26 protein-coding genes, 1 tRNA gene and 1 pseudogene are annotated in these 25,616 nt (G+C 72.5%); 18 read left to right on the top strand and 10 right to left on the bottom strand.

Annotated elements, in window-relative coordinates; all coding sequences use genetic code 11:
* Window positions 1–6: 6 nt before the first annotated feature.
* On the bottom strand, window positions 7–1,347 hold the full coding sequence (locus IPO09_09115; protein ID MBK9517496.1) for a response regulator: 1,341 nt from the start codon (window positions 1,345–1,347) through the stop codon (window positions 7–9).
* Window positions 1,348–1,472: 125 nt separating this feature from the next.
* On the opposite strand from IPO09_09115, the gene IPO09_09110 reads away from it, so the two are divergent.
* The 8 genes from IPO09_09110 (at window position 1,473) to IPO09_09075 (ending at window position 6,904) form a co-directional block, all read left to right on the top strand.
* The gene (locus IPO09_09110) at window positions 1,473–1,862 is read left to right on the top strand and encodes a VOC family protein (GenBank protein ID MBK9517495.1); all 390 of its coding nucleotides are present in this window, start codon (window positions 1,473–1,475) and stop codon (window positions 1,860–1,862) included.
* Entirely contained in the window at window positions 1,859–2,575 is a 717-nt protein-coding gene (locus IPO09_09105; protein MBK9517494.1) for an MBL fold metallo-hydrolase, read from the top strand. The genes IPO09_09110 and IPO09_09105 overlap by 4 nt, the downstream gene beginning before the upstream one ends.
* Before the next feature lie 182 nt (window positions 2,576–2,757).
* A complete protein-coding gene (locus IPO09_09100) occupies window positions 2,758–3,507 on the top strand; it encodes a hypothetical protein (GenBank protein ID MBK9517493.1) in 750 nt (249 codons plus the stop codon).
* Between the two features lie 16 nt (window positions 3,508–3,523).
* On the top strand, window positions 3,524–4,690 hold the full coding sequence (locus tag IPO09_09095) for a hypothetical protein (protein ID MBK9517492.1): 1,167 nt from the start codon (window positions 3,524–3,526) through the stop codon (window positions 4,688–4,690).
* Window positions 4,687–5,418, top strand: coding sequence for a FecR domain-containing protein (locus IPO09_09090; GenBank protein MBK9517491.1), 732 nt, complete (start codon window positions 4,687–4,689; stop codon window positions 5,416–5,418). The genes IPO09_09095 and IPO09_09090 overlap by 4 nt, the downstream gene beginning before the upstream one ends.
* On the top strand, window positions 5,385–6,038 hold the full coding sequence (locus IPO09_09085) for a CDP-alcohol phosphatidyltransferase family protein (GenBank protein ID MBK9517490.1): 654 nt from the start codon (window positions 5,385–5,387) through the stop codon (window positions 6,036–6,038). The genes IPO09_09090 and IPO09_09085 overlap by 34 nt, the downstream gene beginning before the upstream one ends.
* A 44-nt stretch (window positions 6,039–6,082) precedes the next feature.
* Window positions 6,083–6,154 (top strand) — tRNA-Val (locus IPO09_09080).
* Between the two features lie 375 nt (window positions 6,155–6,529).
* Window positions 6,530–6,904, top strand: a complete 375-nt coding sequence (locus IPO09_09075; protein ID MBK9517489.1) for a hypothetical protein — start codon at window positions 6,530–6,532, stop codon at window positions 6,902–6,904.
* Window positions 6,905–7,368: 464 nt separating this feature from the next.
* Here IPO09_09075 and IPO09_09070 read toward each other — a convergent pair whose 3' ends face one another.
* The 9 genes from IPO09_09070 to IPO09_09030 form a co-directional block, all read right to left on the bottom strand.
* Entirely contained in the window at window positions 7,369–7,617 is a 249-nt protein-coding gene (locus tag IPO09_09070; GenBank protein MBK9517488.1) for a hypothetical protein, read from the bottom strand.
* Between the two features lie 2 nt (window positions 7,618–7,619).
* A complete protein-coding gene (locus tag IPO09_09065) occupies window positions 7,620–7,943 on the bottom strand; it encodes a hypothetical protein (protein ID MBK9517487.1) in 324 nt (107 codons plus the stop codon).
* Window positions 7,944–7,965: 22 nt separating this feature from the next.
* A complete protein-coding gene (locus IPO09_09060) occupies window positions 7,966–8,544 on the bottom strand; it encodes a hypothetical protein (GenBank protein MBK9517486.1) in 579 nt (192 codons plus the stop codon).
* Between the two features lie 80 nt (window positions 8,545–8,624).
* Entirely contained in the window at window positions 8,625–8,945 is a 321-nt protein-coding gene (locus tag IPO09_09055; protein MBK9517485.1) for a hypothetical protein, read from the bottom strand.
* A gap of 779 nt (window positions 8,946–9,724) precedes the next feature.
* Complete coding sequence (locus IPO09_09050) at window positions 9,725–11,026, bottom strand: hypothetical protein (protein MBK9517484.1); 1,302 nt, start codon at window positions 11,024–11,026, stop codon at window positions 9,725–9,727.
* A gap of 649 nt (window positions 11,027–11,675) precedes the next feature.
* Window positions 11,676–11,975: a hypothetical protein gene (locus tag IPO09_09045; protein MBK9517483.1), complete on the bottom strand. Its 300-nt coding sequence runs from the start codon at window positions 11,973–11,975 to the stop codon at window positions 11,676–11,678.
* Entirely contained in the window at window positions 11,972–12,160 is a 189-nt protein-coding gene (locus IPO09_09040) for a helix-turn-helix domain-containing protein (GenBank protein ID MBK9517482.1), read from the bottom strand. Before IPO09_09040 ends, IPO09_09045 begins: the two co-directional genes overlap by 4 nt.
* A 123-nt stretch (window positions 12,161–12,283) precedes the next feature.
* Window positions 12,284–12,475 (bottom strand): ribbon-helix-helix protein, CopG family, encoded by a 192-nt coding sequence (locus IPO09_09035; protein MBK9517481.1) that lies wholly within the window; start codon window positions 12,473–12,475, stop codon window positions 12,284–12,286.
* A gap of 808 nt (window positions 12,476–13,283) precedes the next feature.
* The gene (locus IPO09_09030) at window positions 13,284–14,282 is read right to left on the bottom strand and encodes a tyrosine-type recombinase/integrase (protein ID MBK9517480.1); all 999 of its coding nucleotides are present in this window, start codon (window positions 14,280–14,282) and stop codon (window positions 13,284–13,286) included.
* 441 nt (window positions 14,283–14,723) lie between these two features.
* On the opposite strand from IPO09_09030, the pseudogene IPO09_09025 reads away from it, so the two are divergent.
* The 10 genes and pseudogenes from IPO09_09025 (at window position 14,724) to pheS (ending at window position 25,615) form a co-directional block, all read left to right on the top strand.
* Window positions 14,724–15,356: pseudogene (locus tag IPO09_09025) on the top strand (sigma-70 family RNA polymerase sigma factor).
* A gap of 225 nt (window positions 15,357–15,581) precedes the next feature.
* Complete coding sequence (gene thrS / locus IPO09_09020; GenBank protein MBK9517479.1) at window positions 15,582–17,459, top strand: threonine--tRNA ligase; 1,878 nt, start codon at window positions 15,582–15,584, stop codon at window positions 17,457–17,459.
* 307 nt (window positions 17,460–17,766) lie between these two features.
* Window positions 17,767–19,338 carry a 2-isopropylmalate synthase gene (locus IPO09_09015; GenBank protein ID MBK9517478.1) on the top strand — a complete coding sequence of 524 codons (1,572 nt, stop codon included), beginning with the start codon at window positions 17,767–17,769 and terminating at the stop codon, window positions 19,336–19,338.
* A gap of 219 nt (window positions 19,339–19,557) precedes the next feature.
* Window positions 19,558–21,264, top strand: coding sequence for a biosynthetic-type acetolactate synthase large subunit (gene ilvB, locus IPO09_09010; GenBank protein ID MBK9517477.1), 1,707 nt, complete (start codon window positions 19,558–19,560; stop codon window positions 21,262–21,264).
* Between the two features lies 1 nt (window position 21,265).
* Window positions 21,266–21,796, top strand: a complete 531-nt coding sequence (gene ilvN / locus IPO09_09005; protein MBK9517476.1) for an acetolactate synthase small subunit — start codon at window positions 21,266–21,268, stop codon at window positions 21,794–21,796.
* Between the two features lie 22 nt (window positions 21,797–21,818).
* On the top strand, window positions 21,819–22,922 hold the full coding sequence (gene ilvC / locus IPO09_09000) for a ketol-acid reductoisomerase (protein MBK9517475.1): 1,104 nt from the start codon (window positions 21,819–21,821) through the stop codon (window positions 22,920–22,922).
* Between the two features lie 169 nt (window positions 22,923–23,091).
* Window positions 23,092–23,832, top strand: coding sequence for a translation initiation factor IF-3 (infC, locus tag IPO09_08995; GenBank protein MBK9517474.1), 741 nt, complete (start codon window positions 23,092–23,094; stop codon window positions 23,830–23,832).
* Between the two features lie 58 nt (window positions 23,833–23,890).
* Window positions 23,891–24,094 (top strand): 50S ribosomal protein L35, encoded by a 204-nt coding sequence (gene rpmI, locus IPO09_08990; GenBank protein MBK9517473.1) that lies wholly within the window; start codon window positions 23,891–23,893, stop codon window positions 24,092–24,094.
* 87 nt (window positions 24,095–24,181) lie between these two features.
* The gene (gene rplT, locus IPO09_08985) at window positions 24,182–24,526 is read left to right on the top strand and encodes a 50S ribosomal protein L20 (GenBank protein ID MBK9517472.1); all 345 of its coding nucleotides are present in this window, start codon (window positions 24,182–24,184) and stop codon (window positions 24,524–24,526) included.
* A gap of 9 nt (window positions 24,527–24,535) precedes the next feature.
* The gene (pheS, locus tag IPO09_08980; protein MBK9517471.1) at window positions 24,536–25,615 is read left to right on the top strand and encodes a phenylalanine--tRNA ligase subunit alpha; all 1,080 of its coding nucleotides are present in this window, start codon (window positions 24,536–24,538) and stop codon (window positions 25,613–25,615) included.
* The last annotated feature ends 1 nt before the right edge of the window (window position 25,616 follow it).

Here is a 25,616-nt window from a genome sequence, read left to right as displayed (position 1 = left end):
GCGCGCTCACATGAAGCCGATGCGCCGGGTGCCCGCCAGCACGCTCTCCACGCTCTCCAGCACCCGCATCACCCGCAGGGCCTGCAGGAAGGCCAGGGCCTCGCGCTCCGGCACCCGCGCCAGCGCCGCCAGGTCCTGCACGCTCTTGGTGCCGTCGCACAGCGAGAGCAGGTGGGCCTCGGCCGGGCGGAGCCCCAGGGCGTAGAGCTCGAAGGCCGGCGCGGGCGAGGGGGCCAGGTGCAGGTCGCGCGGCAGCTCGGCCAGCAGGGTGGGCAGGGTCGAGGCCCGCACCAGCCCCTCCAGCAGCAGGTCGGCCATCGACAGCCCCAGCTGCAGCAGGCCGGCCGGCGGCCGGGCCAGCTGGAAGTCGTACTCGCCGTCGCGCCACTCGAAGGTGGACCAGGCGATGGCCCGGACCTGGGCGCTGGTGAGCTCGGCCCGGCGGGCCGGCGTCAGGGCGCGGGCCGCCAGCAGCAGGTCGGCGGTGCGGGCCGCCGGGTCGGCGCGACGCAGCGCCAGCAGGGCGTCGGCCGCGATGACCCCGCGCCGCACGCAGATGGCGCCGAGGCGCTCCCCCGCCACGTTGGACGCCGCGTAGATCGGCGCCCCCTTCTCCAGCAGCAGGATCTTCTTGACCGGGCCGCGGCGCACCGTCAGCGCCCCGGTGGCCTGGGCCACGTGCAGGGCCACCAGCAGGCGCGGCACGCTGGCCTGGCCGAGATCGCCGCGGCGAGGTGGCGGCCCGGGCGGCGCCAGGGCGGAGCCGGCGGGCGCCGGCTGGCGCGGCGGGGCCGGCAGGGGGCTGGCCAGCGCGTCCGCGCCGGTGGCCGGGGGCGGCTCGTGGACCTGGTCGTCGTCGGTCAGCGCCAGGAACGGGGCGTCGTCGAGCCCGCCGCCGGGGCCCGGCCCCAGCGGGATGGCGCCCGTCACCTCGTCCTCCGGCTCGCCGAGCCCCGGCAGGGCCTCGCCCATGAGCCGCGCCACCCGCGCCATCAGCGCCAGCACCGGGAAGGGCTTCTCGAAGAAGTCGGCCGCGCCGGCGCGCAGCACCTCGCCGGCGGCCTGCGGTCCGCGGAAGGCACCCGAGATGGCCACCACCGGCACGCCGGCGCGCCTGAGCGCCGCCAGGACCTCGCTGCCGCGCACGTCGGGCAGGGGCAGGTCGAGCACGGCGGCGCCGGGCAGGGGCGGGCGGGCCAGGGCCTCCAGGGCGGCGCGGCCGGTGGGCGCGACGGTGGCCTCCGCGCCCAGGCGGCTGGCGGCCTCGGCCAGCAGCGCGGCCAGGACCGCATCCTCGACGATCAGCAGGAGCCGCTTTCCGGCGAGCGGGGTCGACACGGGCCGGATGCTAGCACGCGCGCCGGGGCCGGCGGCGCGGACCCAGCGCCCGGGTGGCCAGGCGGCCTGCCCGCCGGCCGGGCGCCCCGCCGCGGTGGCGCCGGGTGCGCGCCGCCGCGTAGACTCCCCGCCCCGTGACCCCGGCGCTCCACCACGTCGCCCTCCAGTGCCACGACCTCGCCGCCTGCGAGCGCTTCTACCGCGAGGTGCTGGGGCTCGAGGTGGCGCGCCGCTGGCCCCTGCCGGAGGGCGGCGACCGGAGCGTCTGGCTGTCGCTCGAGGGCGGCGCCTTCCTGGCGCTGGAGCGGGCCGACCAGGCGCCCGAGGTGTCGGCGTGGCGCGACGGGCGGCCCGGCCTGCACCTGGTGGCGCTGCGCATTCCACCCACCTCGCGGCCGGCCTGGGAGGCACGGCTGGCGGACCTGGGGGTCCCGGTGGTCCACCGGACCCGCTGGACGCTCTACCTGCGCGACCCCGAGGGGAACCGCGTCGGCCTCTCCCACCACCCGGACGACGCCCCGTGACGCCGCGCCTCTCTCGCCGCCGCTTCGGCGCCACCAACTACGTCTACCTGCTGGAGGCCGGCGGCGACGCCGCGCTGGTGGACCCGGGCGACGCGGCGGTGGCGCTGGCGCTGGCGGCCGACCTGGGCGCCGCGCCCCGATGGGTCCTGCACACCCACGGGCACGCCGACCACAGCGGCGGCACCGTCGCGGTGGCCGCCAGGCTCGGCGCCCGGGTGCTGGGCCACGGCGGCGACGCCCGCTGGTTCGCGCCGCAGGAGGACCTGGCCGGCCGCGCCGCGCTCTCGCTCGGGGCCCTGGCGCTGCGCGTCCACCACGTGCCGGGGCACACCCCGGGCTCGGTGCTGCTGGAGTGGGCCGGCCACCTGCTCACCGGCGACACCCTCTTCACCGGGGGCTGCGGCAACTGCCGCCACGGGGGCGACGTCGGCGCCCTGGCGGAGAGCCTCCTCGGTCCGCTGGCCCGGCTGGACGGCGGGCTCCTGGTGCAGCCGGGCCACGACTACGCCGAGGCCAACCTGGCGTTCGTCCTGGCGCTCGAGCCGGACAACGCCCCGGCCCGGGCCCGCCTGGCGGCGGTGCAGGCGGCGCGGGCGGCCGGGCTCGAGCCCGACCCGGCCACGCTGGCGGAGGAGCGGGTGGTCAACCCCTTCCTGCGGGCGCCCGATCCGCAGGCCGTCGTGGCGCTGCGGGCCCGGCGCGACGCCTGGTAGCGGCCGGCCGCGGGTGACCGGGCTCGACGCAGCGCGTCCGGGGGCCTGGCCGTGCCCCTGGGACATGTGGGTAGGCGGAGGTAGGCCAGACCGGAGGTCCGACCGCCCCACCGCGGAGGCACCGGCGGTGCTAGAATTTTCCGCCCGGTCCGCCGGTCCGTCCCGAGGGAGGAAGCCCCCCAATGCGAATCGTCCTCGTCGTCGCGCTCGCGACGCTGTCGCTCACGGCCCGGGCCGACCCCGGCGCGGTCGACTGGCAGCGGCGGGTGGTGAAGTGCACCGGCGCCGGCGCCGCCAACCTGAAGGACGCCGCCGGCAACGCCGCGGTGGCGCGCCTCGGCGCCGAGAAGGCCGCTCGGCTCGACGCGCTGAGGCGCTGCCTGGAGGTCACCAAGGGCGTGGCCATCAGCGCCGGCCAGACCGTGGGCGCGGCCATGGGCGCCGACGCCGCGGTGAGGGGGGCGGTGGAGGGCACCATCCGCGGCTTCCGCGAGACCGGCAGGCGCTACTACTCCGACGGCGGCGTGGAGCTCGACGTGGAGGTGGCGCTCGACGGGGTGGCCGAGGCGGTGCTGCCCCGGGCCGCCGCCGCCCCGGCCCCGGCCGGCCCCACCTCGCTGGTGGTGGACGCGGCCGGCCTGAAGGTGGCGCCGGCCCTGGCGCCCCGCCTGCTCGACGAGGCCGGCCAGGAGCTCTACGGCGCCGCCTCGCTGGGCGAGGCCGCCCGCCGGGCCACCGGGGTGGCCGCCTACGCGCCCGGCCTGGCCGCCGCCAGGCGGGACCTGGCCGCCCGGGTCGGCGACCGGCCGCTGGTGCTCAAGGCGCTGCGCGCCCAGGGCGCCGACCTGGTGCTCGGCGCCGCCGACGCCGCCACGCTGGCCGCCCGCCCGGCGTTCCTGGCCGAGGGGCGCGTCGTCATCCTCACCGACTAGCCGGGGAGTCCCCACCATGAAGCGAATCCTCACGTCGATGCTGCTCGCCATGGCCCCAGCGCTCCCGCTCGCCGAGGAGGCGACCAGGACCGCCGAAGCCACCGGCCAGGGCGCCGTGGCCGACGACCTGCTGGCGGCCCGCGCCGCCGCCAAGGACGACGCCCTGCGCTCCTGCGTGCAGCAGGTGGCCACCACGGTGGTGAGCGCCTCCACCGAGACCGACCAGTCGCAGCTGCTCTCCGACAAGGTCTTCGCCCACTCCGAGGGCTACGTCCGCAAGTTCACCGTGCTGGAGGACAAGCAGGACGGGAACGTCTGGGTGACGCGGCTGCGCTGCGAGGTCTCGGAGGCCAAGCTGGACGAGGACCTGATGGCCTTCGGCATCGCCTACCGGCGCGCCGGCATGCCGCGGGTCATGGCCCTCATCGCCGAGCAGTCCATCACCGCCAGCCAGGCCACCGGCTGGTGGCAGGGCGGCGGCAACGGCGCCGACCTGCGGGTGATGGAGAACGCCTTCATGGACCGGATGGAGAAGTCCGGGTTCACCTTCATCGACCCCGAGGTCCTCACCGGCAAGGTGACGCTGGAGGCCATCGGCGCCGATCCCAACGTGCAGAAGGCCCGCGAGATCGGCCTCAAGGTGGGGGCCGAGGTGGTGGTGGTGGGCCGGGCCGTGGCCAAGCCGCTCGGCGAGATCGCCATCGACAACGGCACCTTCTACTCGGCGGTGGCCAACGTCTCGGCGCGCGCCGTCCGCACCGACACCGGCGAGGTGATCGCCGCGGCCGAGTTCACCGGCGCCGCCGGCAAGGGGTTCGAGCAGACCACCGCCGGGCGCAACGCCCTCTCCGAGGGCGGCCGCCAGCTGGCGCGCGACCTGTTCGCCAAGATCGGCCGGGTCTGGGCGCGCGAGCAGTCGGGCGTCCGGCGCGTCGCGCTGGTGGTCAGGGGGGTCGACGACTACGCCCGCCTGGCCGGCTTCAAGGCCGTGCTGCTGGCCTCGATCAAGGGGGTCAAGGACGTGCAGCAGCGGTCGGTGGAGGACGGCCGGGCCGAGCTCGACGTCTCGCTGGCCGGGACCGCCGAGGGCTTCGCCACCGACCTGGCCACCCGCAAGTTCCCCGGCTACGCCTGCAAGGTCCGCAAGGTGACGCCCAACGCCGTCGAGGTGGAGCTGAAGTGACCGCCCGCGCCCGCGCCACCGCCGTCGCCGCGCTCGCCGCCCTGGCCCTGGGCGCCGCGGCCGTCCACGCCGAGGAGCCCGCGCCGGCCGGCGCCATCACCTTCCTGGCCGGCCAGGCCACCCGCCTGCAGGGCGGCGCCCGCCAGCCGCTGGCGCTGGGGAGCGCCGTCTTCCAGGGCGACGTCATCGAGACCGCCCGGCGCACCCGCCTGGAGCTCCGCCTGAGCGACCAGAGCGTGCTGCGCCTCGGCCCGCTCTCCAAGGTGGAGCTGGACGCCGCCGCCTTCGGGGCCTCGCCCGACGACCGCAAGGTCTCGGCCAAGCTCCGGGTGGGCAACGTCTGGGCCAACGTCACCAAGGCCCTGGGCGGCGAGGCCCGCTTCGAGGTCAAGACGGAGAACGCCGTGGCCGGCGTGCGCGGCACCACCTTCCGGGTGGACGCCAGCAAGGACCGCAGCGTGGTGGTGCGGGTCTACAGCGGCACGGTGGCGGTGGCGGCCGGGCCCATCCCGCGCCCGGCCCACGCCGGGGCCCCCGACCCGGCGGCGCGCCGCGAGGTGGCTGGCCCGCAGGAGGTGACCCGCGAGCAGTGGGAGCGGCTGGTCACCGAGCTGATGCAGGTGCGGGTGGCGGCCGACGGCACCCCCGCCGAGCCGGAGCGGTTCGCGCTGGCCGCGCAGGACGAGTGGGAGACGTGGAACCGGCAGCGGGACGCGGCGGCCCGCTAGGCGCCGGCGCCGGGGAGGGTGAGCCACCCGGCCCACCCGACGCCGGCCCGTGGACGCTGCCCAACGCGCTCACCGGGCTGCGGCTGCTGCTGGCGCCGGTCTTCCTCTGGCTGTACGTGGTCGGCCGGGTCCAGGAGGCGCTGGTGGTCTTCGCGGCGGCGGCCGTCACCGACCTGCTCGACGGGCTGGCGGCGCGCCTGCTCTCGCAGCACTCCCGCCTCGGCGAGATCCTCGACCCCATCGCCGACAAGCTGCTCACCTTCTGCGCGCTGGTGGCGCTGGCCGCGGCCGGGCGGCTGCCGGCCTGGCTGCCGCTGCTGGTGGTGGGGCGGGACGTGGCGCTGGTGCTCGGCGCGGCGCTGCTGCAGGCCCTCGGGATCGGGCCGCGCATCCGCATCCTGCCCACCCGCGCCGGCAAGTACGCCACCTTCGCCATCACCCTGCTGGTGGTGGGGGCGCTGGCCGGGGACGTCGAGCCGTCGCTGCGCCCGTCCCTGGCGCCCTGGCTGGCGGCCGCCGGCCTGCTCACCGCCGCCTGCGTGGTGGTGTCGCTGCTGCAGTACGCCGGGGTGTTCGCCCGGGCCGTCCGCGCCCGGGCCCGGGCGCCAGAGAGCCGTTGACTCCCCGGGTGATCGCGCTATAAACGCGCCCCTCGACGTCGAGGAGGCCCGTAGCTCAGCGGTAGAGCACTGCCTTGACACGGCAGGGGTCGCCGGTTCGAACCCGGCCGGGCCTAATAGCGGAAAACAAAGGGGAATCGCTCACCAGCGGTTCCCCTTTTTCACGCCACGAACCCGAAATTTTCATCCAGTAGATGAAAACGCCCGGAGCGACGGGCGGCTGTAAGTTTGAAATTCAGCCAAGATCGGGGGGTTCCCAAGATCTGCGGGGGACACCCTAGCGCCCGGAGCCGGATCGCGAATTCGGGTTGTGGGGGCCGATGGGACCCGCGGGGGACCCAAGGGCCTTCCCCGTTGTGGCCCGAAAAGCCCGGCCGGGATTCCTCCACCGGCGGGCGGCGGGCGAGCGGGCAAGGTGCCCACCGGCGGGCGGTCATCCCCACCGGCCGCGTCGGGCGGTGGTGCTACCGTTGCCGGCGAGAGGGGGCCGCATGGCGACGACGCAGGACAAGGAGGCGCTGGAGGCGCTGGAGGGCGCGATCCGGGTCTGCTACCGCTTCATCGAGGAGCAGGAGCGCGCCGGCCACGGAGACCGCGCGTCGGCCTACCGGAACACCCTAGACAATTGGGCCAAGTTTGCAGCCGGCCGGAGGCACTTCTTCGATCAGGACCGACTCGAAAAACCGCATCTAGAGTACTGCCTCCACGCCCTGGAAAAGCTGCTCTGCCACGCCCTGCCCCTCGCCACTCACTACAGGCTGGGCGACGACCTGTGGCCCTTCTTCCGGGCGGCGGAGCGGCTCGGCGGCCAGCGGCCTACCTGCCTTTTCCACATCTACCCCTTTCATCCACCACCGGGGCAGTAGTGCATTTGTGCGGCACCTTGCTAGAGAAGCCAAGCCAGCAAGACGGCCGTAAGCATCCCGATGGCCGGCAGCAACAGATACACGAACACGGGAGCGCCTCCCGGCGTGCGCTGAACTACGTGGGCGATCCCTGTCCAGACGACTTCATCAGATCGTTCCCAAGCCTTCATGACCTTCGTTTCCACCGGGCCCATTCCCTCAATGGACTCCAACTCGCTATTCCAGGTTCTCCCCGTGGACTTACAGAAAGGGCACGGCTGCCTGGAGGTCTGTCCCTCTTCGGCAAACGCGCCAGAACCATGGCATTCGTTGCACCTGACGTATCGGCCCATGGATGCCCCCCTCCTGGTGGCTGGTAGCCGCCTACCCAGAGCAAACCCTACCGGCATTCAGGGTGGACTTGGAGATCCTTGGTTAGACCTCGGCCGCGGCAGGGTAGCGCCCCCGCCGCGGCCGGTGGAGATCTACTCGTCCACCTCGGCCACCACCTGCTCCGCCATCCGGCGGATGTCGGTGTGGACCGCCGCCACCATGATCTCGACCAGATCCCCGAGGGGCATGGCGCTGAGCGTCACCCAGAAGTCCCCGATCTTGACGCCCACCGGGCCGCCGGCCTCGTAGTACTTGGCCGCCTCGGTGGCGCAGTAACCCTTGAGCCGCCGGTGGAGGTCATCCGCCTGCGCCTGGGTCAGGACGAGCCGCTGGGCCGCCATGGTCAGCCCACCCGAGGGAGGGCGGCGAGTTCGAGCTCGACCAGCGCCCGCTGAGCCGGGGAGGTAGCCGGGTCGCTGAGAAGAGCCCGGAACTTGTCGCGGCGCTCCACCAGGGCTTCCTGCCGGCCGCGCCAGGCCGCCGCCTCCTCCAGCATCTGGGCCTCGGCAGCCTGCTCGGCCAGCCGGACCGGGTCCTGGGCCTCCAGGTCCAGCAGCTGGGCCACGCGCTGAACCATGAGTTCCTGCGCGAGGCCCCGCTCCGCGCCCGGCCGGTTGGGATCGCACGCCGCCGCGCGGGCCGCGTCCACCGCCTCACGGGCCGCCATGAGGGCGGCCAGCCGCTCCGCTTCACCCGCCACGGGCCACCTCGTCCACCAGCGCCGCGGCCTCGCCGCCGGCCAGGCGGATCCGGTCGTAGGTGGCATTCACCTGGACCCGGAGCGTCTGCCAGGTGATCCCGGTCGCGCGGAAGAGGGCGGCGCCGACGCGCTCCTCGTCCAGCGGCCCGCTCTGGCGCAGCATCCACAGGCACGCCGCCTCGATCAACGCCGCCTCGATGACCGGCGCGGAGGCGGCCAGCTTCGACCGCAGCCGCTCGACCTCGGCGGCCTGCACCGCCGCCTTCTCAGCGCCGCTGGCCTTCGCCAGGTCGGCGCTGAGCAGGGCGATGCCGGAGGCCAGCGCCGCGCTGCGGCTCTCCAGGGCGTCCCGGGCCTCCAGCGCCTTCTCCAGCGCGGCGGCGGAGTCGGTGGCCGCCTTGGCCGCGGCGGGGGTGCCCTCCACCACCTCGTTGATCTTGGCCCCCTCGACGGTGGTGCGGGCCACCTCGGCCGCCGCGCGGGCCGCGGCCAGCCTCTCCACCTGCCCGGCCTGCTCCAGCTTCAGCGTCTTCAGTCGCTCCAGCCGCTTTGTGAACGTCGCATCCATTCGTTGCTCCTTGGTTGTGGGCCACTCGGCCCGGTTGCGTTCAGTTGTCACCCACCGGGAGTGCAGAAACTCGCCGGGTCCTACAGTCCCCATTCACGGAGCGCGGCCTCGCTCACGCCCACCGCGGGCGCCGCCTTCTCTCGAGCCGCCTGCCGGCGGTAGCCCTCCGCCATGTAGAGCTCGATCAGCCTCGCGCCCTCGCGCCGCCGCTCCTCGCGCAGGACATCGGGCCGGGCCATCCTCACCACCGCCAGCACCGCGTCCCTCGCCGGCCCGGCGGGAAGAGCCGCCAAAAGCGCCATGCCGTCCGCCACCACCGCCGCGGGCAGGTCCCGCGCCTCGCCCTGGCGGACCAGGGCCGGGCCGCGGCCGGGCAGAGGGTATGGGGCGGCGGCGGGCATGGAGGGGCTACCGGAGGCGCTCCGGTGGGCCAGCAGCGGCCTCGGCGGCCGGGGAGGGGGCACCGGCCCCACCGGCGGTGGGGGGAGGCGCTACGGGGCGGCGGGGGGCCGTGGCGCGGGCCTCTTGGACGGCCGCCAGCACATCGGCCAGATCGTCCAGCCCGAAGACCCGAACCCCGCCGCCGGCCAGGAGGACCCGCCGCCGGCTGGTCACCGGAGCACCGGGTCGAGGTCGGCGGGCACCACCACCGCGGGCGGGTCGGTGGAGGCGCCCGGGCCGAAGTTGATCTGGACGTTCACCACCGGCGCGTTGTCGAGCGCCGGGTCTCGGTGGAGGTGGCCGTCGATCTCCGCGAGTAGACGGACGGCAGATAGAGCTACCCTTTGATCCCCATCCCGGTGGGCCGCGTGTGCCACCGCCAGCGTCACCCGACGCAGGTAGGCGGCGTCGGTTCGGGCGGTCCCCAGGTCTCGGTCCCGCAGGGCGCCCACCGCGGCCAGGATGTCCGGGCGCTGGGCGAGGATCAGCGCGGAGCCCTCGGTATACCCAGCCCGGGCGAAGGACTCGTCTACCGGGTGGCCGCCGGCCACCAACCCACGAACCGGGCGCCCTGGTCGGTGAGGGCGGAAAGCCGCTCCTCCGCCTCGATCCGGGCCGCGCTTTCATCGACGGCAGTATCTGGATGAATCATCTTCATGGCGTGTTCCTCTTTGTGGCGCTGGGATGCAGCGAAAAACGATCAGGGTGGGATCTTCCTAGACGAGGCAGGGGTTGCCGGTTAGCCCAGCGGATCAACCTCGGCGGTGGGGGGCGTGACGCAGTCCCAGGACCGGTGCTTCCACGCCTTGACGCGCTGGGAACCGCGGCGGACCTGAGTCCGCCGGTAGCCGAGGCGGCGCAGGGCGTCCCCGAGGCGGTTGGGGACGTTGCGCGGCGCCCTGGCGAGGTCGATCCCCACCACCAGCGCCACCTCCCCGACGAGGACGGCACCATCCGCACGCCACCGCTCGGTGAGGTCGGGGGTGAGCCGCTCCGCAAGGAGCAACTCCAGCGCGTCCGCGTCGTAAGCCCCCTCATGCCGCTCCGAGAGCTCCTCAGCGTGCTCTCCCCGCTCAAACCACCACGCGATCTTCGCCGTGAAGGCGGCGTCCGCCTGCGCCCAAAGCTGATCCCGGTTTGCCATGATCCAAGGGATGTCGATCTCGCCCACCTCCACCGGCCACCACCGCCGGGCGCCGGTGGGATCGTTCAGAAACTGGGTCTCGTTGGTGGAGCCCACCCGGATCCCGCGGCGAGGGCGGCTTTGCACCTCGCGCCCGTAGGGTGGGCGGAAGACTTCCGTTTGCTGGGAAAGGGCGGCCTTGACCTGATCCCTGTCCGCGCTCTTCTTGGTGGCGAGCTCGGCCAGTTCGTGGATCCAGGGGGACACGCTCTTGAGTGACGAGTCCTTGTCGTTGCCGTTGAGCTCCACGGGCGCGTCGCTGAAGATGTCGCTCGGTGCGCTGGGGTCCTTGTTCCGTTCCGGCGCTGACGCCAGGACACGCCAGGCCATGGACTTGCCGGCGCCCTGCGGCCCCACGAAGATCGTGACCACCTCCGCCTTGCAACCCGGCCGGCGCGCGCGGGCGACGGCCGCGATCAAGGTCTTCAGCAGGATCGCCAGGGTGAGGGTGGAGAGGGCGGCCCCGAGGGCGGCGAGGAACTCGCGGATCCGGTCCCGGCCATCCCACTTCAGGCTGTCGAGGTACTCCACCACCGGATCGAAGGTGTCCGCCTCGGCCGCCTCGATCAGCCCCTGCGTCAGGATCTCCAGGCTCGGCTCGGTATCCCAGCCGAACCGCCGGCACATCGAGCGGATCAGGTCATTCCGCACGCGGCCCTGAAGCTGGAACGGCTGGCCGTCCACCTCGATCCGGCCGTGCCGCTCGTTGTGGCGGACCCGGTGGCCCCACTCCTTGCGGATGAATGCTGCGACGTTGGACGCGATCTTCTTCACCGCCCGCGCCCTGCCGTGCCCCCCGTACTCGTACCCGTCGTCTCCCCCCGCGGTGGTGGTGGTGTCGTCGGTGGTGGTGTCCACCGAGGGGAGGGGCGGAGCCGCCTCGGCGGCCGGGTCCTCGTTGCGCGCGGCCCGGTGGGCCACAGGAACTGCCGGGCCTTGTGTGGCGAATGGTTCCGCTTCGAGAGAGCCGCCCGCCAGATCCCGGAAGAGGACACGGCGAAGCTGAAGATCTCGACGGGCGACAGGCCAGCCTCAGAGAGAGCGCGCTGGATGCCCCACAGGGATTCGGACCTGTCGCCGGGTGGCCCCCCGCCCCGGGCGAATTCGCGCTGGTCGTTGGTCAGGCCGGCACGGTTCTCGACCGCGATGCGGGCGCCCTCGGTCATCACCGGCGCCGCGGCGGGGGCGGTCCCGGGCCTGTCCTCGGCGCCCTTGGTGGTGTGCCGGCCGAGGAGCTCCGCGAGAGCCGGCGGCATCGGCGCCAGGGCGCCGGCCCCTTGGAGCATCGCGCCCGTGATCGTGACGTAGCGGCTGGAGGTGCCCTTGTAGAACTCCACCCCGGCGGCTCGGTTCAGGAACTCACCGAGGGTGTCCGGTACGCCGCCGGCCCCGAGGATTCGGAGCCCACGCCCCGAGGGGCTGGTCTCGGTGTAGCAGCCGGCCGCGGCGTCGTAGATGGCCCGGCCCACCGGCGACAGGACACCCGTCGCAGCGTCCCGGCACTTGTCTACGTCCACCGCCCACACGCCGCCGGCCTCCACGCCGGGCGCGTGGTGAGGATGAAGCCGATCCCGCCCGCGCCGGGCGGCGGCGCCTCGGCCAGCGCCTGATCGAGGGTGAGCCAGGTGGTGGGGTCGTTGGTGCGGGCTGTGGGGACCTTGTCGATCTTGGTGGTGCCGTCCGCCACGGTCTTGGAACGCGCCCTCCAGACGGTCCACCGGCGGAGCGCCTGGAGCAGTTGCGCGAGCACCGCGCGCAGTTGCTCGGCGGGGGCCAGCTGGACGCCTACCAGCGCGGGGGCCGTCACCGGGCCACCTCGGCCGGCGGGCCGGCCAGCCGGTCCTCGGCGGCGCGGATGATGTCGAGCCGCCACCGGACGCAGCGCCCGAACCGCACGCCGCGCGGGAGGGTGCCGGCGTTGATCAGATTGTAGAGGTGGGCGCGGCTGATCCGGAGCCGCTGGGTCAGATCCTGAACCGTGAGCCATTCCATGATGGTGTGCCTCGGTGGCGAGGCGCATCCGGGCGGGGTAGAATGCCGCTGTCGATCAGCCCCCAGCTGGACGCGCATCCGGCCCGCTTCCGAGATTCGAGCTCGGTGGCGGGCCGTAGCCGTTCAGGGGGTGGTGGTCAGCGCCTCGACGGCGGCGGTGGTGGTGGCGAGCGTGGCCTTGACTGCGCGGCGAACCATGACGGCGACGGGCACGCCGGAACGGTCACGCAACGCGCGGAGCGCCTCCAGATCGGCGGGCGGGAGGTAGACGGTGATCGGCTCGTTGGTGGTGCGGCGGGGCTTCTTGGCAGGCATGGCGGTCCCTTGAGGAAGAGGAGCGCCACGCCGGCTCGGGTTCCGCGTGGAGATATGTCCCTGCACCAGGACGGTCCGCGTCACCCGGGATTGGCTCCCGGCGCGCCCGCCATATGGCCTGGTCCAGCCTTGGGAAGCCTTGGGAGTCCCGCCTTCCGTTGCCGCGGATACTCAGCTTTCCCGTGCTGGGGTGCAGTTCGGTGGCCTGCATCGACAGGTCACCTTGAGTGCAACCACCCTACGGGACATAGCGCAAACGTCAAGTGGGCCGAAAATCAATAAATTGCCCCGAACTGATAGCTTGAATTTCAGGCTTTCAATTGGGCCGGCGCCAGCCCACCGCGAGGGGCCGGAGCGCCTGGGGTGACGCCGACCCCCGGAGGAAAGCGTCACCCCCCACCACCGAGGGGGGGGGGACGCTGGAGGGACGCCTTTCCCTTGTGGATCCCCCCCCGTCACCCCGTCACTCTCTTTCTTAATTGGGAGTATTGGTGGGAGGGTAGCCGGGCATGGCAGGGGGGTGCCAGATCCGGGGGTGACAGGGGTGACGGGGTGACACCCCCTAAAGGCCCTTCATGGGCCAGAAGGCGTCACCCCGGTCACCCCGCCCCCCCGACACCCCAAGGAAATGATTTCCCGGGATTCCTCCCCTCCGCGGCCTCGACAGCGTCAGGCCCACCGGGCCATCCATTCTTGCGCTGATCGAAGTAGCCCCCGCGTAGACGCCCGGACCCCCTTGATCCGTGGGCCGGCACCGCCCGCCACCTCAGCGGGCACCCTCCCAGCCCGAAGTGCGGCAAGTCGGCGTTCACCTGCCCACCGGAGCACCATCCTCGGCACCCGTGCCCGGGCGGCCGGGCCTTCCGCCTTCCTGGCCTCGGCGCCTCGCGCGCGTGGCGTGTCGAGACCCGGAGCCGGCGCAGGGCGGAGAGCACCTTCGCGACGCCCCCTGGAGTCGCCGAGGCAGCACCCACTTGGACTTCGGCGCCGGCTTCTTGAGGCTTTTCAGCAGGGCCACCACCGAGGGGGCGAGAGGTACGCGCCAGGGCTTGGCCTTCTCGATCTTGTCCCTTGTCAGCTTCTGTCGCTCCGGTGGGATCGTCCAGACCGCGGCCTCGAGATCGAACTCAGACCGGGATGCGCCGAGGAGCTCCCCCGTCCGCACGCCGGTGGCGAGGAGCAAGCGCAGGAGCGTGCGGGTAGGGTCGCCCAGCTGGTGCAGGCCAGAGAGCAGGAGCGGCAACTCATCCGCCTCCACCACCCGGTCCCGTTCGCTATTGGTGATGGCGCGGAGCATCTGAGGGCGGAGAGGGGCGGCGACATCTACCGCGAGGTGCTCCCCTGCCACCGCAAACCGGCTAAGCGCCTTGGTGATCTGGAGCACCGCCGCGGCGTGAACCCTCGCGCCATCGCAAGCGAGTTCGGGGCAAGCATCCCTTGTGGTCGAGTCTTCACCCCATGGTGGGCAAGAGGTAGTTGTCGAGGATGGATCGGCCCAGGCGTGCGGCGCGCGGCTTATCCGGAGCGGAAGAACTCTCGGCCAGGCCGACCAGCATCCCCCTTCGGCCGCCGGTGGGGTCCACCAGGCCCGCCCCCCGCCTCCTGGCCCCCAGCAAGCGCCGCGCGCGGTCCACGCTGACGGCGGGCCACCGGCCGAACACGATGCATCGGCGCTTCCCGCCGTCCACCGCGTACCAGACCCAGGACTTGGACTTGCCCGGCTCCGCTGCAACGCGGATGCACAGGCCCGGCGCGCGGGTCCCCGACTTCGTAGCGGCTCGGCCCGTGTGGAAGCCCTGCGATCCATGCCTCGGTGAAGCCCCTCGGCGGCGCCTCCGGTTTCTCCCACCGGCGGGCAGTAGATGAATCGCTGGATGAATTCTTGGATGAACGAGCCTGATTTGCGGTGGGCACCCCCCCTGCCCCCGGCAGCAATAAAAAAGGGCTGGAGACTAGCATGGACTCCCGTGGACAGACGCACACAAAATTGACACGGCAGGGGTCGCCGGTTCGAACCCGGCCGGGCCTATGAAGCAGGGAGACGAGGGGTTGGCCGAGGTGGCCAGCCCCTCCTTCGTTGGCGGGTCCGGCGCAGCCCCCGGCCGATCATTTTGATGGGCCCGGCCGCCCTGGACACCGGCACCGGCCCGTCACGGTCCGTTGACCCCCAACGGACCGCCGGCCTCCCGGGGGTCGTGCCTTCAGGTGACAAGCGCACCTGGCCTCCGGTGGACACCCATGAGGTGCCATGCCGAGCTCCCACCTGGCCCTCACCCTCCGGCCCGACCCGGCCGCGCCGTCCCACCCGGCTCGGCCCCCTCCGGTGCTCGGGCTGGCCCCGCCGCCGCGCGCCTGGGTGGGGGAGGGCGAGCGCCGCCTGGCCGCCGCCCGCGCCGACCGGCTCTATCGGACCTACGGCCCGGCGGTCTATCGGCGCTGCCTGCGGCTGCTGCGCAACCGCGACGCGGCGCTCGACGCCACCCAGGACGTCTTCGTGAAGCTGGTGCGGGACCTGGCGAAGGTGGCGGGGCGCGGCCCGATCCTGCCGTGGCTCTAGCGGGTCACCACCAACCACTGCCTCAACACGCTGCGCACCGCCCACTTCCGCGGCGAGGACCGGCTGGAGCTGGACCTCGCCCCGCCCGCCGAGCCGCCCGGTGACCCCAGCTCCGACCGGCTGCTGGCGCGGGCGGTGCTGCGCCGCTTCGACGAGGTGACGCAGGCCATCGCCGTGGCCGTGCTGGTGGACGGCATGGCGCACGAGGAGGTGGCCGGGCTCCTGGGCCTGTCGCGCCGCAGCGTGGCGCGCAAGCTGGAGCGCTTCCTCGACGGGGCGCGCGCCTTCCTGGCGGCGAGCGCCGGCCGCGGGCTGGTGGGCTGAGGGCCGAGGGGCCCGCGGGCGACGGCGCGGCTTCCTTGCGCCTCCGCGCCGCCCCGCGCTACAAGCCACGGGCCCGGCCGGCCCCGGCCAGCCCGACTGGCTGGCCTCTTCTTGCGCTCCCCGGTCCGCGGCAGGAGCACATGTCCGACCTCGTCAAGGTGACCCTCCCCGACGGCAGCCAGAAGGAGGCCGCCGCGCGGCACCACCGTCCTCGACTTCGTCAGGCTGCACATCGGCGCCGGCCTCGCCAAGGCGGCCTACGTGGCCAAGCTGGACGGGGTGGCGGTGGACCTGTCGCGGGCGCTGGAGCGGGACGTCTCGCTCGAGGTGGTGACCACCAGGAACCCCGAGGCCCTGGAGGTGGCGCGCCACGACGCCGCCCACGTCATGGCGGCGGTGGTGCAGCAGCTCTACCCCGGCACCCAGGTCACCATCGGCCCGTCCATCGAGGAGGGCTTCTACTACGACTTCGCGCGGCCCACGCCGTTCGGCCCGGAGGACCTGGAGCGGATCGAGAAGGCCACCAACGAGGCCATCAAGGCCGACCTGCCCTTCGTGCGCGAGGAGGTCACCCCGGCGGCGGCCATCGCGCTCTTCGAGGGGCTGGGCGAGGCCTACAAGGTCGAGATCGTGAAGGACATCGTGGCCAAGGGGGCCACCACCCTCACGCTCTACCGCCACGGCGACTGGGTGGACTTCTGCCTGGGGCCGCACGGCCCGTCCACCGGCCGCGTCGGGGTGGTGAAGCTGACCAGCGTGGCCGGCGCCTACTGGCGGGGCGACTCCAAGAACGCCATGCTGCAGCGCATCTACGGCACCGCCTTCTTCGACAAGAAGGCCCTCGACGCCCACCTCCTCAAGCTCGAGGAGGTGAAGAAGCGCGACCACCGCAAGCTGGGGCCGGCCCTCGGCCTCTTCGCCTTCCACGAGTACGCCCCGGGCTCGCCCTTCTGGCTGCCGGCCGGCACCACCCTCTACAACGTGCTCGAGGAGGCCATGCGCCACCTCGTCAACGCCAACGGCTACCAGGAGGTGAAGACCCCGCTGCTCTTCAACAAGCGGCTCTGGGAGCAGAGCGGCCACTGGGGGCCCTACAAGAAGAACATGTTCCTGGTGGTGGACAGCGAGTCCGACCCGGCGCTGCCGCTCGACGAGCGCTGCTCCTTCTCGCTCAAGCCCATGAACTGCCCGTCGCACCACCTCATCTACCGGATGGCGCGCCGCTCCTACCGCGAGCTGCCGCTGCGCTACTACACCACCGACGCGCTGCACCGCAACGAGGCCTCCGGCTCGCTGGGCGGGCTCACCCGGGTGCGGCAGTTCGAGCAGGACGACTCGCACATCTACCTGATGGAGTCGCAGATCGCCGACGAGGTGCAGCGCATCGTCGACCTGATGAAGGTGGTCTACGGGGCCTTCGGGCTGCAGTTCGGCCTGCAGTTCTCCACCCGCCCGCCCGCCCAGGAGGACCGCATCGGCGACGACGCGCTCTGGGACAAGGCCGAGGGGGCCCTGCGGGCCGCCCTCGACCGCATCGGGCTGCCCTGGACGCTCAACCCGGGCGACGGCGCCTTCTACGGCCCCAAGATCGACTTCACGGTGACCGACTCGCTGGGCCGGCAGTGGCAGACCTGCACCATCCAGCTGGACTACGCCGCCCCGGAGCGCTTCGACCTCACCTTCGTGGGGGCCGACAACGCCGAGCACCGGCCGGTGGTGATCCACCGGGCCATCTACGGCTCCTTCGAGCGCTTCATCGCCATCCTCACCGAGCACTACGCCGGCGCCTTCCCGGCCTGGCTCTCCCCGGTGCAGGCGCGTGTGCTGATGGTGTCGGAGCGCTTCGACGCCTGGGGCCGCGAGGTCCACCGGCGGCTGGTGGCGCAGGGGTGGCGCGTCGAGCTGGACGACTCCTCGGACAAGCTGGGCGCCAAGATCCGCAACGCCGAGCTGGCCAAGATCCCCTACGCGCTGATCGTCGGAGAGAAGGAGGTCGAGGCCCAGGGCGTGGCGCCGCGCCGGCGCGGCGGCGAGGACCTGAAGACCATGGGGCTGGAGGCCTTCCTGGCCCTCCTCGGCGCCGAGGCGCGGCCGCCGTATTAGGTCTCGCCGGCCCCCGCCCCCTTGACCGGGGCCGCGGCGATCGCTAGCTTTCTCCTCCTGATGTCCTTCGCGCGCAGCCAGCACCGACTTCTTCGCCCGGCGGGAGAGGTATCCCGGCCAGGGTGACGCTGCGCCGCGACCTCTTCCCGCCTTCCCGGCCGGAGAGGTTGCCCTCGACAGGCGAGCCACCCTCCTTCGGCCCCACCCAGGAGCCCGAGGTTTCGCCATGTCGAGTCCCTCTGCTACAGTATCCGACCCCCACATCGTCCCCACCGCGCAAGTGCCCGAAACGAAAAGGCAACCACCAGTGAACCCAGCCGGCCAGGACCGCATCGTCATCTTCGACACCACCCTGCGCGACGGGGAGCAGTCCCCCGGGGCCTCCATGAACCTGGAGCAGAAGCTCCAGGTGGCCAAGGCGCTGCGCGACCTGGGCGTCGACGTCATCGAGGCCGGCTTCGCGGCCGCCTCGCCGGGCGACCTGGAGTCGATCCGGGCGGTCGGGCGCGAGGTGGCCGGGCCCATCGTCTGCAGCCTCTCCCGCTGCAGCAAGGGCGACATCGCCGCCTCCTGGGAGGCGCTCAAGGACGCGCCCCGGCGCCGCTGCCACGTCTTCCTGGCCACCAGCCCCATCCACCGCGACTTCAAGCTCAAGATGGCCAAGGAGGAGATCATCCGCCGGGCCGTCGAGGGCGTGAAGATGGCGCGCGAGAAGTTCGACGACGTGGAGTTCTCGGCCGAGGACTCGGCCCGCACCGAGCTCGACTTCCTGGTGGAGGTGGTCGAGCGGGCCATCGAGGCCGGCGCCACCACGGTGAACATCCCGGACACGGTGGGCTACGCGCTGCCCTCCACCTACGCCGAGACCATCCGCCACCTCAAGCGGCACGTGCGCGGCATCGAGAAGGCCGTCATCTCGGTCCACTGCCACAACGACCTGGGCCTGGCCGTGGCCAACTCGCTGGCCGGGGTCATGGAGGGCGCCCGCCAGGTGGAGTGCACCATCAACGGCATCGGCGAGCGGGCCGGCAACGCCTCGCTCGAGGAGATCGTCATGGCGTGCAAGACGCGCCAGGACGTCCTCAAGCTGTCGCACGGGGTCCGCACCGAGCGGCTCTTCCCCACCAGCCGCCTGGTCTCGCAGGTCACCGGCCTGCACGTGCAGCGCAACAAGGCCATCGTGGGCCAGAACGCCTTCGCCCACGAGGCCGGCATCCACCAGCACGGCATGCTGACGCACCGCGAGACCTACGAGATCATGAAGCCCGAGGAGGTCGGCTTCGCCAGGAGCCAGCTGGTGCTGGGCAAGCACTCCGGCCGCCACGCCCTCAAGGAGCGGCTGGTGGCGCTCGGCTACCAGCTGCCCGACGCGGCCGTCGACAAGGTCTTCACCGACTTCAAGGTGCTGGCCGACAAGAAGAAGGACATCTACGACGCCGACATCGAGGCCCTGGTGGTGCACGGCCAGATCCTGGGGAAGGGGACGGTGGCCTGGACGCTGGAGGCCCTCTCCACCACCTCCGGCACCGGCACGCTGCCGGTGGCCTCGGTCTCGCTCAAGAACGCCGCCGGCGAGAAGCTGCAGGCGGTGGCCTCCGGCGACGGCCCGGTGGACGCGGTCTTCAAGGCCATCGAGCAGGTGACCGGCTTCACGGTCAAGCTGCGCGACTACCAGATCGCCAGCGTCTCCACCGGCGAGGACGCCCAGGGCGAGGTCTCCATCGAGGTGGAGCACCCCACCGGCGTCTACCGCGGCCGGGCCCTCTCCACCGACATCATCGAGGGGAGCGCCATCGCCTTCCTCGACGTGGTCAACCGCATCGCGCTCAAGGTGGCCCCGGCCGACCAGGCCGCCCGCGCCGAGCTGGGGTCGCCCTGACATGAGCGCCACCCTGGACGGCGCGCCGCGCCGCCGGCCGGCCGCCACGCCGCGCCGGCGCGGCGGGGGGGCGTCGCGGTCGAAGGTATAGGGGCGGGCGGCCAGCCCGGGGCGCGCGGCCAGCGCCGCACCCCCCGAGGCCGGCCGGCCCGCCGCCGCCGAGCAGGACGAGACCGGATCGAAGCACGGCATCACCGACCAGGTTCAGCGAGGAGCGACATGGCCACTGAGAGGATCACCGGAGCGATGGCGGTGCGGCGGGCGCTGGAGGCCGAGGGCGTGGAGGTGGTCTACGGCATGCCCGGCGGCACCATCCTGCCCATCTACGACGCCATGTACGGCTGCGAGACGATCAAGATGGTGCTCATCCGCCACGAGCAGGTGGGCGGGCACGCCGCCGAGGGCTACGCCCACGCCACCGGCAAGGTGGGCGTGTGCATGGGCACCTCCGGCCCGGGCGCCACCAACCTGGTGACCCCCATCGCCGACGCCTACATGGACTCGGTGCCGCTGGTGGCCATCACCGCCAACGTCTCCTCGCCGCTCATCGGCACCGACGCCTTCCAGGAGGCGGACATCACGGGCATCACCATGCCCATCACCAAGCACAACTGGCTGGTGACCGACGTCCGCGACCTGCCGCGCGTCCTCAAGGAGGCCTTCTACATCGCCCGCACCGGCCGGCCCGGTCCGGTGCTGATCGACGTGCCCAAGGACGTGCTCAACACCGAGCTCGACTTCGAGTACCCCGAGACGGTCTCCATCCCCGGCTACCACCCGCCCATGCGGGAGGAGCCGCGCCTCAAGGACGCCGCCGCGCTGATCCGCTCCGCCTCCCGCCCGGTGGTCTACCTGGGCGGCGGGGTGCGCACCGCCGACGCCCACCAGGAGGTCTTCGCCTTCGCCGAGCTGCTGGACGCGCCGGTGGTGACCACGGTGCACGGCAAGGGCTCCTTCCCGGAGACCCACCCGCTCTGCCTGGCCATGTTCGGCATGCACGGCTCGAAGTTCGCCAACTACACGGTGCAGGGCGCCGACCTGCTCATCTGCCTGGGCGCCCGCTTCGACGACCGCGTCACCGGCAAGCTCTCGACCTTCGCCCCCGAGGCCAAGATCATCCACCTCGACGTGGACCCGGCCGAGATCTCCAAGCTGGTGACCGCCACGGTGCCGCTGGTGGGCGACCTGAAGCGGCTGCTGCCGCAGCTCACCGAGGAGGTGCGCCGCGCCTTCAAGGCCCACGGGCGCGCCGACATCTCGGCCTGGAAGGCCAAGGTGGCCGACTGGCGCCAGAAGCACCCGCTCAAGTACACCCAGGATCCCAAGGGCGAGCTGCTCCCGCAGTACGTCATCGACCGCATCTGGCAGAAGACCGGCGGCAAGGCCATCGTCACCACCGGCGTGGGCGAGCACCAGATGTTCGCGGCCCAGTGGTGGAAGACCTCCTCGCCGCGCCAGTTCATCACCTCCGGCGGCCTGGGCACCATGGGCTTCTGCCTGCCGGCGGCCATCGGCATCCAGATGGGCCGGCCCGGCGAGACCGTCATCGGCATCGACGGCGACGGCTCGTTCCAGATGACGCTGCAGGACCTGGCCACGGCGCGGGACCACAACCTGCCCATCAAGATCTTCATCCTCAACAACCTGTTCCTGGGCATGGTGCGCCAGTGGCAGGAGCTGTTCTACGACAACCGCTTCGCCTCGACGCCGCTCTCCGACTGCCCGGACTTCGTCAAGCTGGCGGAGGCCTACGGGTGCCTGGGGCTGCGGGCCCGCACCGTGGAGGAGCTGGATCCGGTCATCGACCAGGCCCTGGCCAACGCCTCGGGCCCGACCATCATCGACGTGCGCATCCGGCAGGAGGAGAAGGTCTTCCCCATGGTCCCTGCCGGCGCCCCCCTCAACGACATGATCGACGGTGAGTGACATGGAACGGACCGAGACCCTGCCCAGCGGCACCAGCCACACCATCAGCCTCCTGGTCGAGAACAAGCCCGGCGTGCTGCACCGCATCGCCGGCCTCTTCTCGCGGCGCGGCTACAACATCGCCAGCCTGACGGTGGGCCCCACCGAGCGGCCCGAGTACTCGCGCATGACCATCGTGGTGCGCCTCTCCTCCAAGACCGTGGAGCAGGTGGTGCGCCAGGTGCAGAAGCTGGTGCCGGTGGTGGAGGTGCGCGAGCTCCTGCCGGCCGACCTCATCGAGCGCGAGCTCATGCTGGTGAAGATCCGGACCCCGGAGCGCAACCACGCCGAGCTGCGCGCCCTGGCCGACACCTACGAGGCGACCATGGTGGACGTCTCGCCGGACGCGCTGGTCATCGAGGCGGCCGGCTCCGCCGGCAAGCTCGACGCGCTGGAGGACCGCCTGCGGCCCTTCGGCATCCACGAGATCTGCCGCTCCGGCCGCATCGCGCTGGAGCGCGGCTTCAAGACGCTGGCCCCCCCCTCCCTCTAGACGGAAAGCGAGAGCACCTCCCATGGCGACGATCTATTACGAGAAGGACGCGGACCTCGGCCTGCTGAAGAGGAAGAAGGTGGCCGTCATCGGCTACGGCTCGCAGGGTCACGCCCACGCGCTCAACCTGCGCGACTCCGGCGTGGACGTCCGGGTGGGGCTGGCCGCCGGCTCGAAGTCCAGGGCCAAGGCCGAGGGCGCGGGCCTGCGGGTGGTCACGGTGGCGCAGGCGGCCAGCGAGGCCGACGTCATCATGGTCCTCATCCCCGACCAGACGCAGAAGCGGGTCTACGACGCCGAGATCGCCCCGCACCTCACCAAGGGCAAGGCGCTGCTCTTCGCCCACGGCTTCAACATCCACTACGGGCAGGTCCTCCCGCCCGAGGACGTCGACGTGCTGCTGGTGGCCCCCAAGGGCCCTGGCCACATGGTGCGCCGGCAGTACCAGGACGGCCGCGGCATCCCCGGCCTGATCGCCATCCACCAGGACGCCACCGGCAAGGCCAAGGCGGTGGGCCTGGCCTACGCCCACGGCATCGGCTGCGCCCGCGCCGGCGTGCTCGAGACCACCTTCAAGGAGGAGACCGAGACCGATCTCTTCGGCGAGCAGGCGGTGCTGTGCGGCGGCGCCTCGGCGCTGGTGAAGGCCGGCTTCGAGGTGCTGGTGGAGGCCGGGTACCAGCCCGAGTCCGCCTACTTCGAGTGCCTGCACGAGCTCAAGCTGATCGTGGACCTGATGTACGAGGGCGGGCTGGCCTGGATGCGTCACAGCATCTCGGACACCGCCGAGTACGGCGACTACACCCGCGGCCCGCGGGTGGTGCCCCCGTCCACCAAGGACGAGATGCGCAAGATCCTCAAGGAGATCCAGTCCGGCGCGTTCGCCAAGGAGTTCATCCTGGAGAACATGGTCGGCGGCGCCACCATGGGGAAGTTCCGCTCCACCGAGGCGGCCCACCCCATCGAGGAGGTCGGCGGTCGGCTGCGCGGCATGATGAGCTGGATCCGGGAGGCCAAGAAGGACTCGTCGGATCCGGGCAGCAAGCCGGCCAAGACCGCCAAGACCGCCAAGGTCGCCAAGGTCGCCAAGGTCGCCAAGGCCCCGAAGAAGGCCAGAAAGGCCTGAGGCGGGGCGCGGCGCCGAGGCGCCGGCGGCGCGGGAACGGGGGCGCCCGGGGGGCGTGGGCCCCCCGCTCGTTGACAAACCCCGCGAGATCCATATCCTACGCACCTTTTCAGGACCGGTCGGGGCGCTCCGCCCCGCCGGGCCGGGGGCACCCCCCGAGGAGCACGGTCTGAATCAGCGGGATCAGCGGACGAACCGGGACGCTCGCACCAACCGGCGCATCAAGGCGCGCGAGGTGCGCGTGATCGGCTCGGGTGGCGAGCAGCTCGGCGTGCTCACGATCGAGCAGGCGCTGACGAAGGCGCAGGAGGAGGGGATGGACCTCGTCGAGGTCAGCCCGCTCGCCAAGCCTCCCGTCTGCAAGATCATGGACTACGGGAAGTTCAAGTACCTCGAGAAGAAGAAGCAGAACGAGGCCAAGAAGAACCAGGTGGTGGTCCTCCTCAAGGAGGTGAAGTTCCGCCCCCGCACCGAGGAGCACGACTACAACGTCAAGATCAAGGCGGTGCGCGGGTTCCTCGAGGACGCCAACAAGGCGCGCATCACCGTCATGTTCCGCGGCCGCGAGATGACCCACCGCGAGCTCGGCCAGAAGGTGCTCCAGGAGATCATCGAGGACCTCAAGGACGTGGCGGTCATCGAGTCGGCGCCCCGCATGGAGGGGCGCCAGATGTTCATGATCCTCGCGCCCAACCCCAGGATGCTGCAGGCCCAGCGCTCCCGCGCCGAGTCGGCCGCCAAGGCCGCCGAGGCCGCCGCCAAGGCCGCCGCGGCCGCCGCCCTGGCGCCGGCCACCGCCCCGGCCCCCGCCGCTGCCCCGGCCCCCGCGGCCCCCCCCCCGGAGGCGGCCCCGGCCGCGTCCGAGGCGCCCGCCGAGGGCGGCCCCCCGGCCGGCCCGGCCGCGACGTAACCGACTGGCCCGCCCGTCCGGCGAGGCCGAACCAGCAGTCCAAGAAGAGAGAAAGAAGATGCCCAAGCTCAAGACTAGCAGCGCCGCCAAGAAGCGCTTCGTGGTGAAGAAGAGCGGCGCGGTGAAGTTCCGCCGCGCCGGCGTTCGCCACCTCGCCACCTTCGGCAAGACGCACAAGCAGAAGGTCGGCCTCCGCGGCACCAGCCACCTGGACGCCTCGGATGCCAAGAAGATCAAGGAGTGCTTCCCTTACGCCCGCTAGGTCGTAGCGGTCGCACCACAGCTGCCAGGCGGGGACCCGTGAAGCGCGGTCCTTCGGCCGCCTCCCGCCGGCGAACAGGAGTCGTAGATGCGCGTCAAGAAGGGTTTCAAGGCCCGCCGCCGCCGTAACCGCGTCCTCAAGCTCGCCAAGGGCTTCCGCGGGCGCCGCAAGAACTGCTACCGCCGCGCCAACCAGGCCGTCGAGCGCGCGCTCGACTACGCCACGCGCGACCGCCGCCAGAAGCGGCGCGACTTCCGCGCCCTCTGGATCGTGCGCATCAACGCCGCCGCCCGGCTCAACGGCACCACCTACTCCCGGCTGGTGGCCGGCCTGAAGAAGGCCGGCGTGGTGCTCGACCGCAAGGTGCTGGCCGAGCTGGCGCTGTCGGCTCCCGCCGACTTCGCCGCCGTCGTCAAGTCCGCCCGCGCCTAGGAGGCCGGCGTGGCCGACCTGCTCGGACAGCTCGAGGCGCTCGCCGCCGGGGCCCGCGCCGCGTGCGCGGCCGCCGGCGACGAGAAGGCGCTCGAGGAGCTGCGCGTCCGCTTCCTCGGCAAGAAGGGCGAGCTCTCCGCGGTCCTGCGCGGCATGGGCGCCCTCCCGGCCGAGGAGCGCCCGCGCGTCGGCGAGGTCGCCAACCGCGTCCGCGACGAGGTCGAGGCGCTCCTCTCGGCGCGCCAGGCCACCCTGGCGGACGCGGCGCTGGAGGCCGAGCTGGCCGGCCCCTCCATCGACGTCACGCTCTCCGGGCGCCGCCCGCTGCCGCGCGGCCACCGTCACCCGCTGACGCGGGCCGCCGAGGAGATCACCGCCATCTTCGCGCGCCTCGGCTACGAGGTGGCCAGCGGGCCGGAGGTCGAGCTCGACTGGTACAACTTCGAGGCGCTCAACATCCCGGCGGACCACCCCGCCCGCGACATGCAGGACACCTTCTACGTGGATCCGTCCACGCTGCGGGCCGGCCGGGCCACGGGGAGCGTGCTGCTGCGCACCCACACCTCGCCGGTGCAGATCCGCGCCATGCAGCGCATCGGCGAGCCGCCCATCCGCATCATCTGCCCGGGGCGCGTCTACCGCTCCGACTACGACCAGACCCACTCGCCCATGTTCCACCAGGTCGAGGGGCTGTGCGTCGACCGGCACGTCACCTTCGCGGATCTCAAGGGCACCCTGGCGGCCTTCGCCCGCGCCTACTTCGGTCCGGGCACCAGGACGCGCTTCCGTCCCAGCTACTTCCCCTTCGTCGAACCGGGCGCCGAGGTGGACGTCTCCTGCTCCATCTGCGGGGGCTCCGGCCGCAAGGACGGCCGGCGCTGCGGCACCTGCAAGGAGACCGGCTGGCTGGAGGTGCTGGGCGCCGGCATGGTCCACCCCAAGGTGCTCGAGAACGGCGGCATCGACCCGGCCCGCCACACCGGCTTCGCCTTCGGCATGGGCGTGGAGCGCATGGCCATGCTGAAGTACGGCATCGACGACCTCCGGCTCTTCTTCGACAACGACCTGCGCTTCCTCGGGCAGTTCTGAC

The sequence above is a fragment of the Anaeromyxobacter sp. genome, assembly GCA_016718565.1.
In the GTDB taxonomy this organism is placed as follows: domain Bacteria; phylum Myxococcota; class Myxococcia; order Myxococcales; family Anaeromyxobacteraceae; genus JADKCZ01.
The sequence above is the reverse complement of the archived record's forward strand: the minus strand, read 5'-3'. Positions and strand labels throughout refer to the sequence as shown.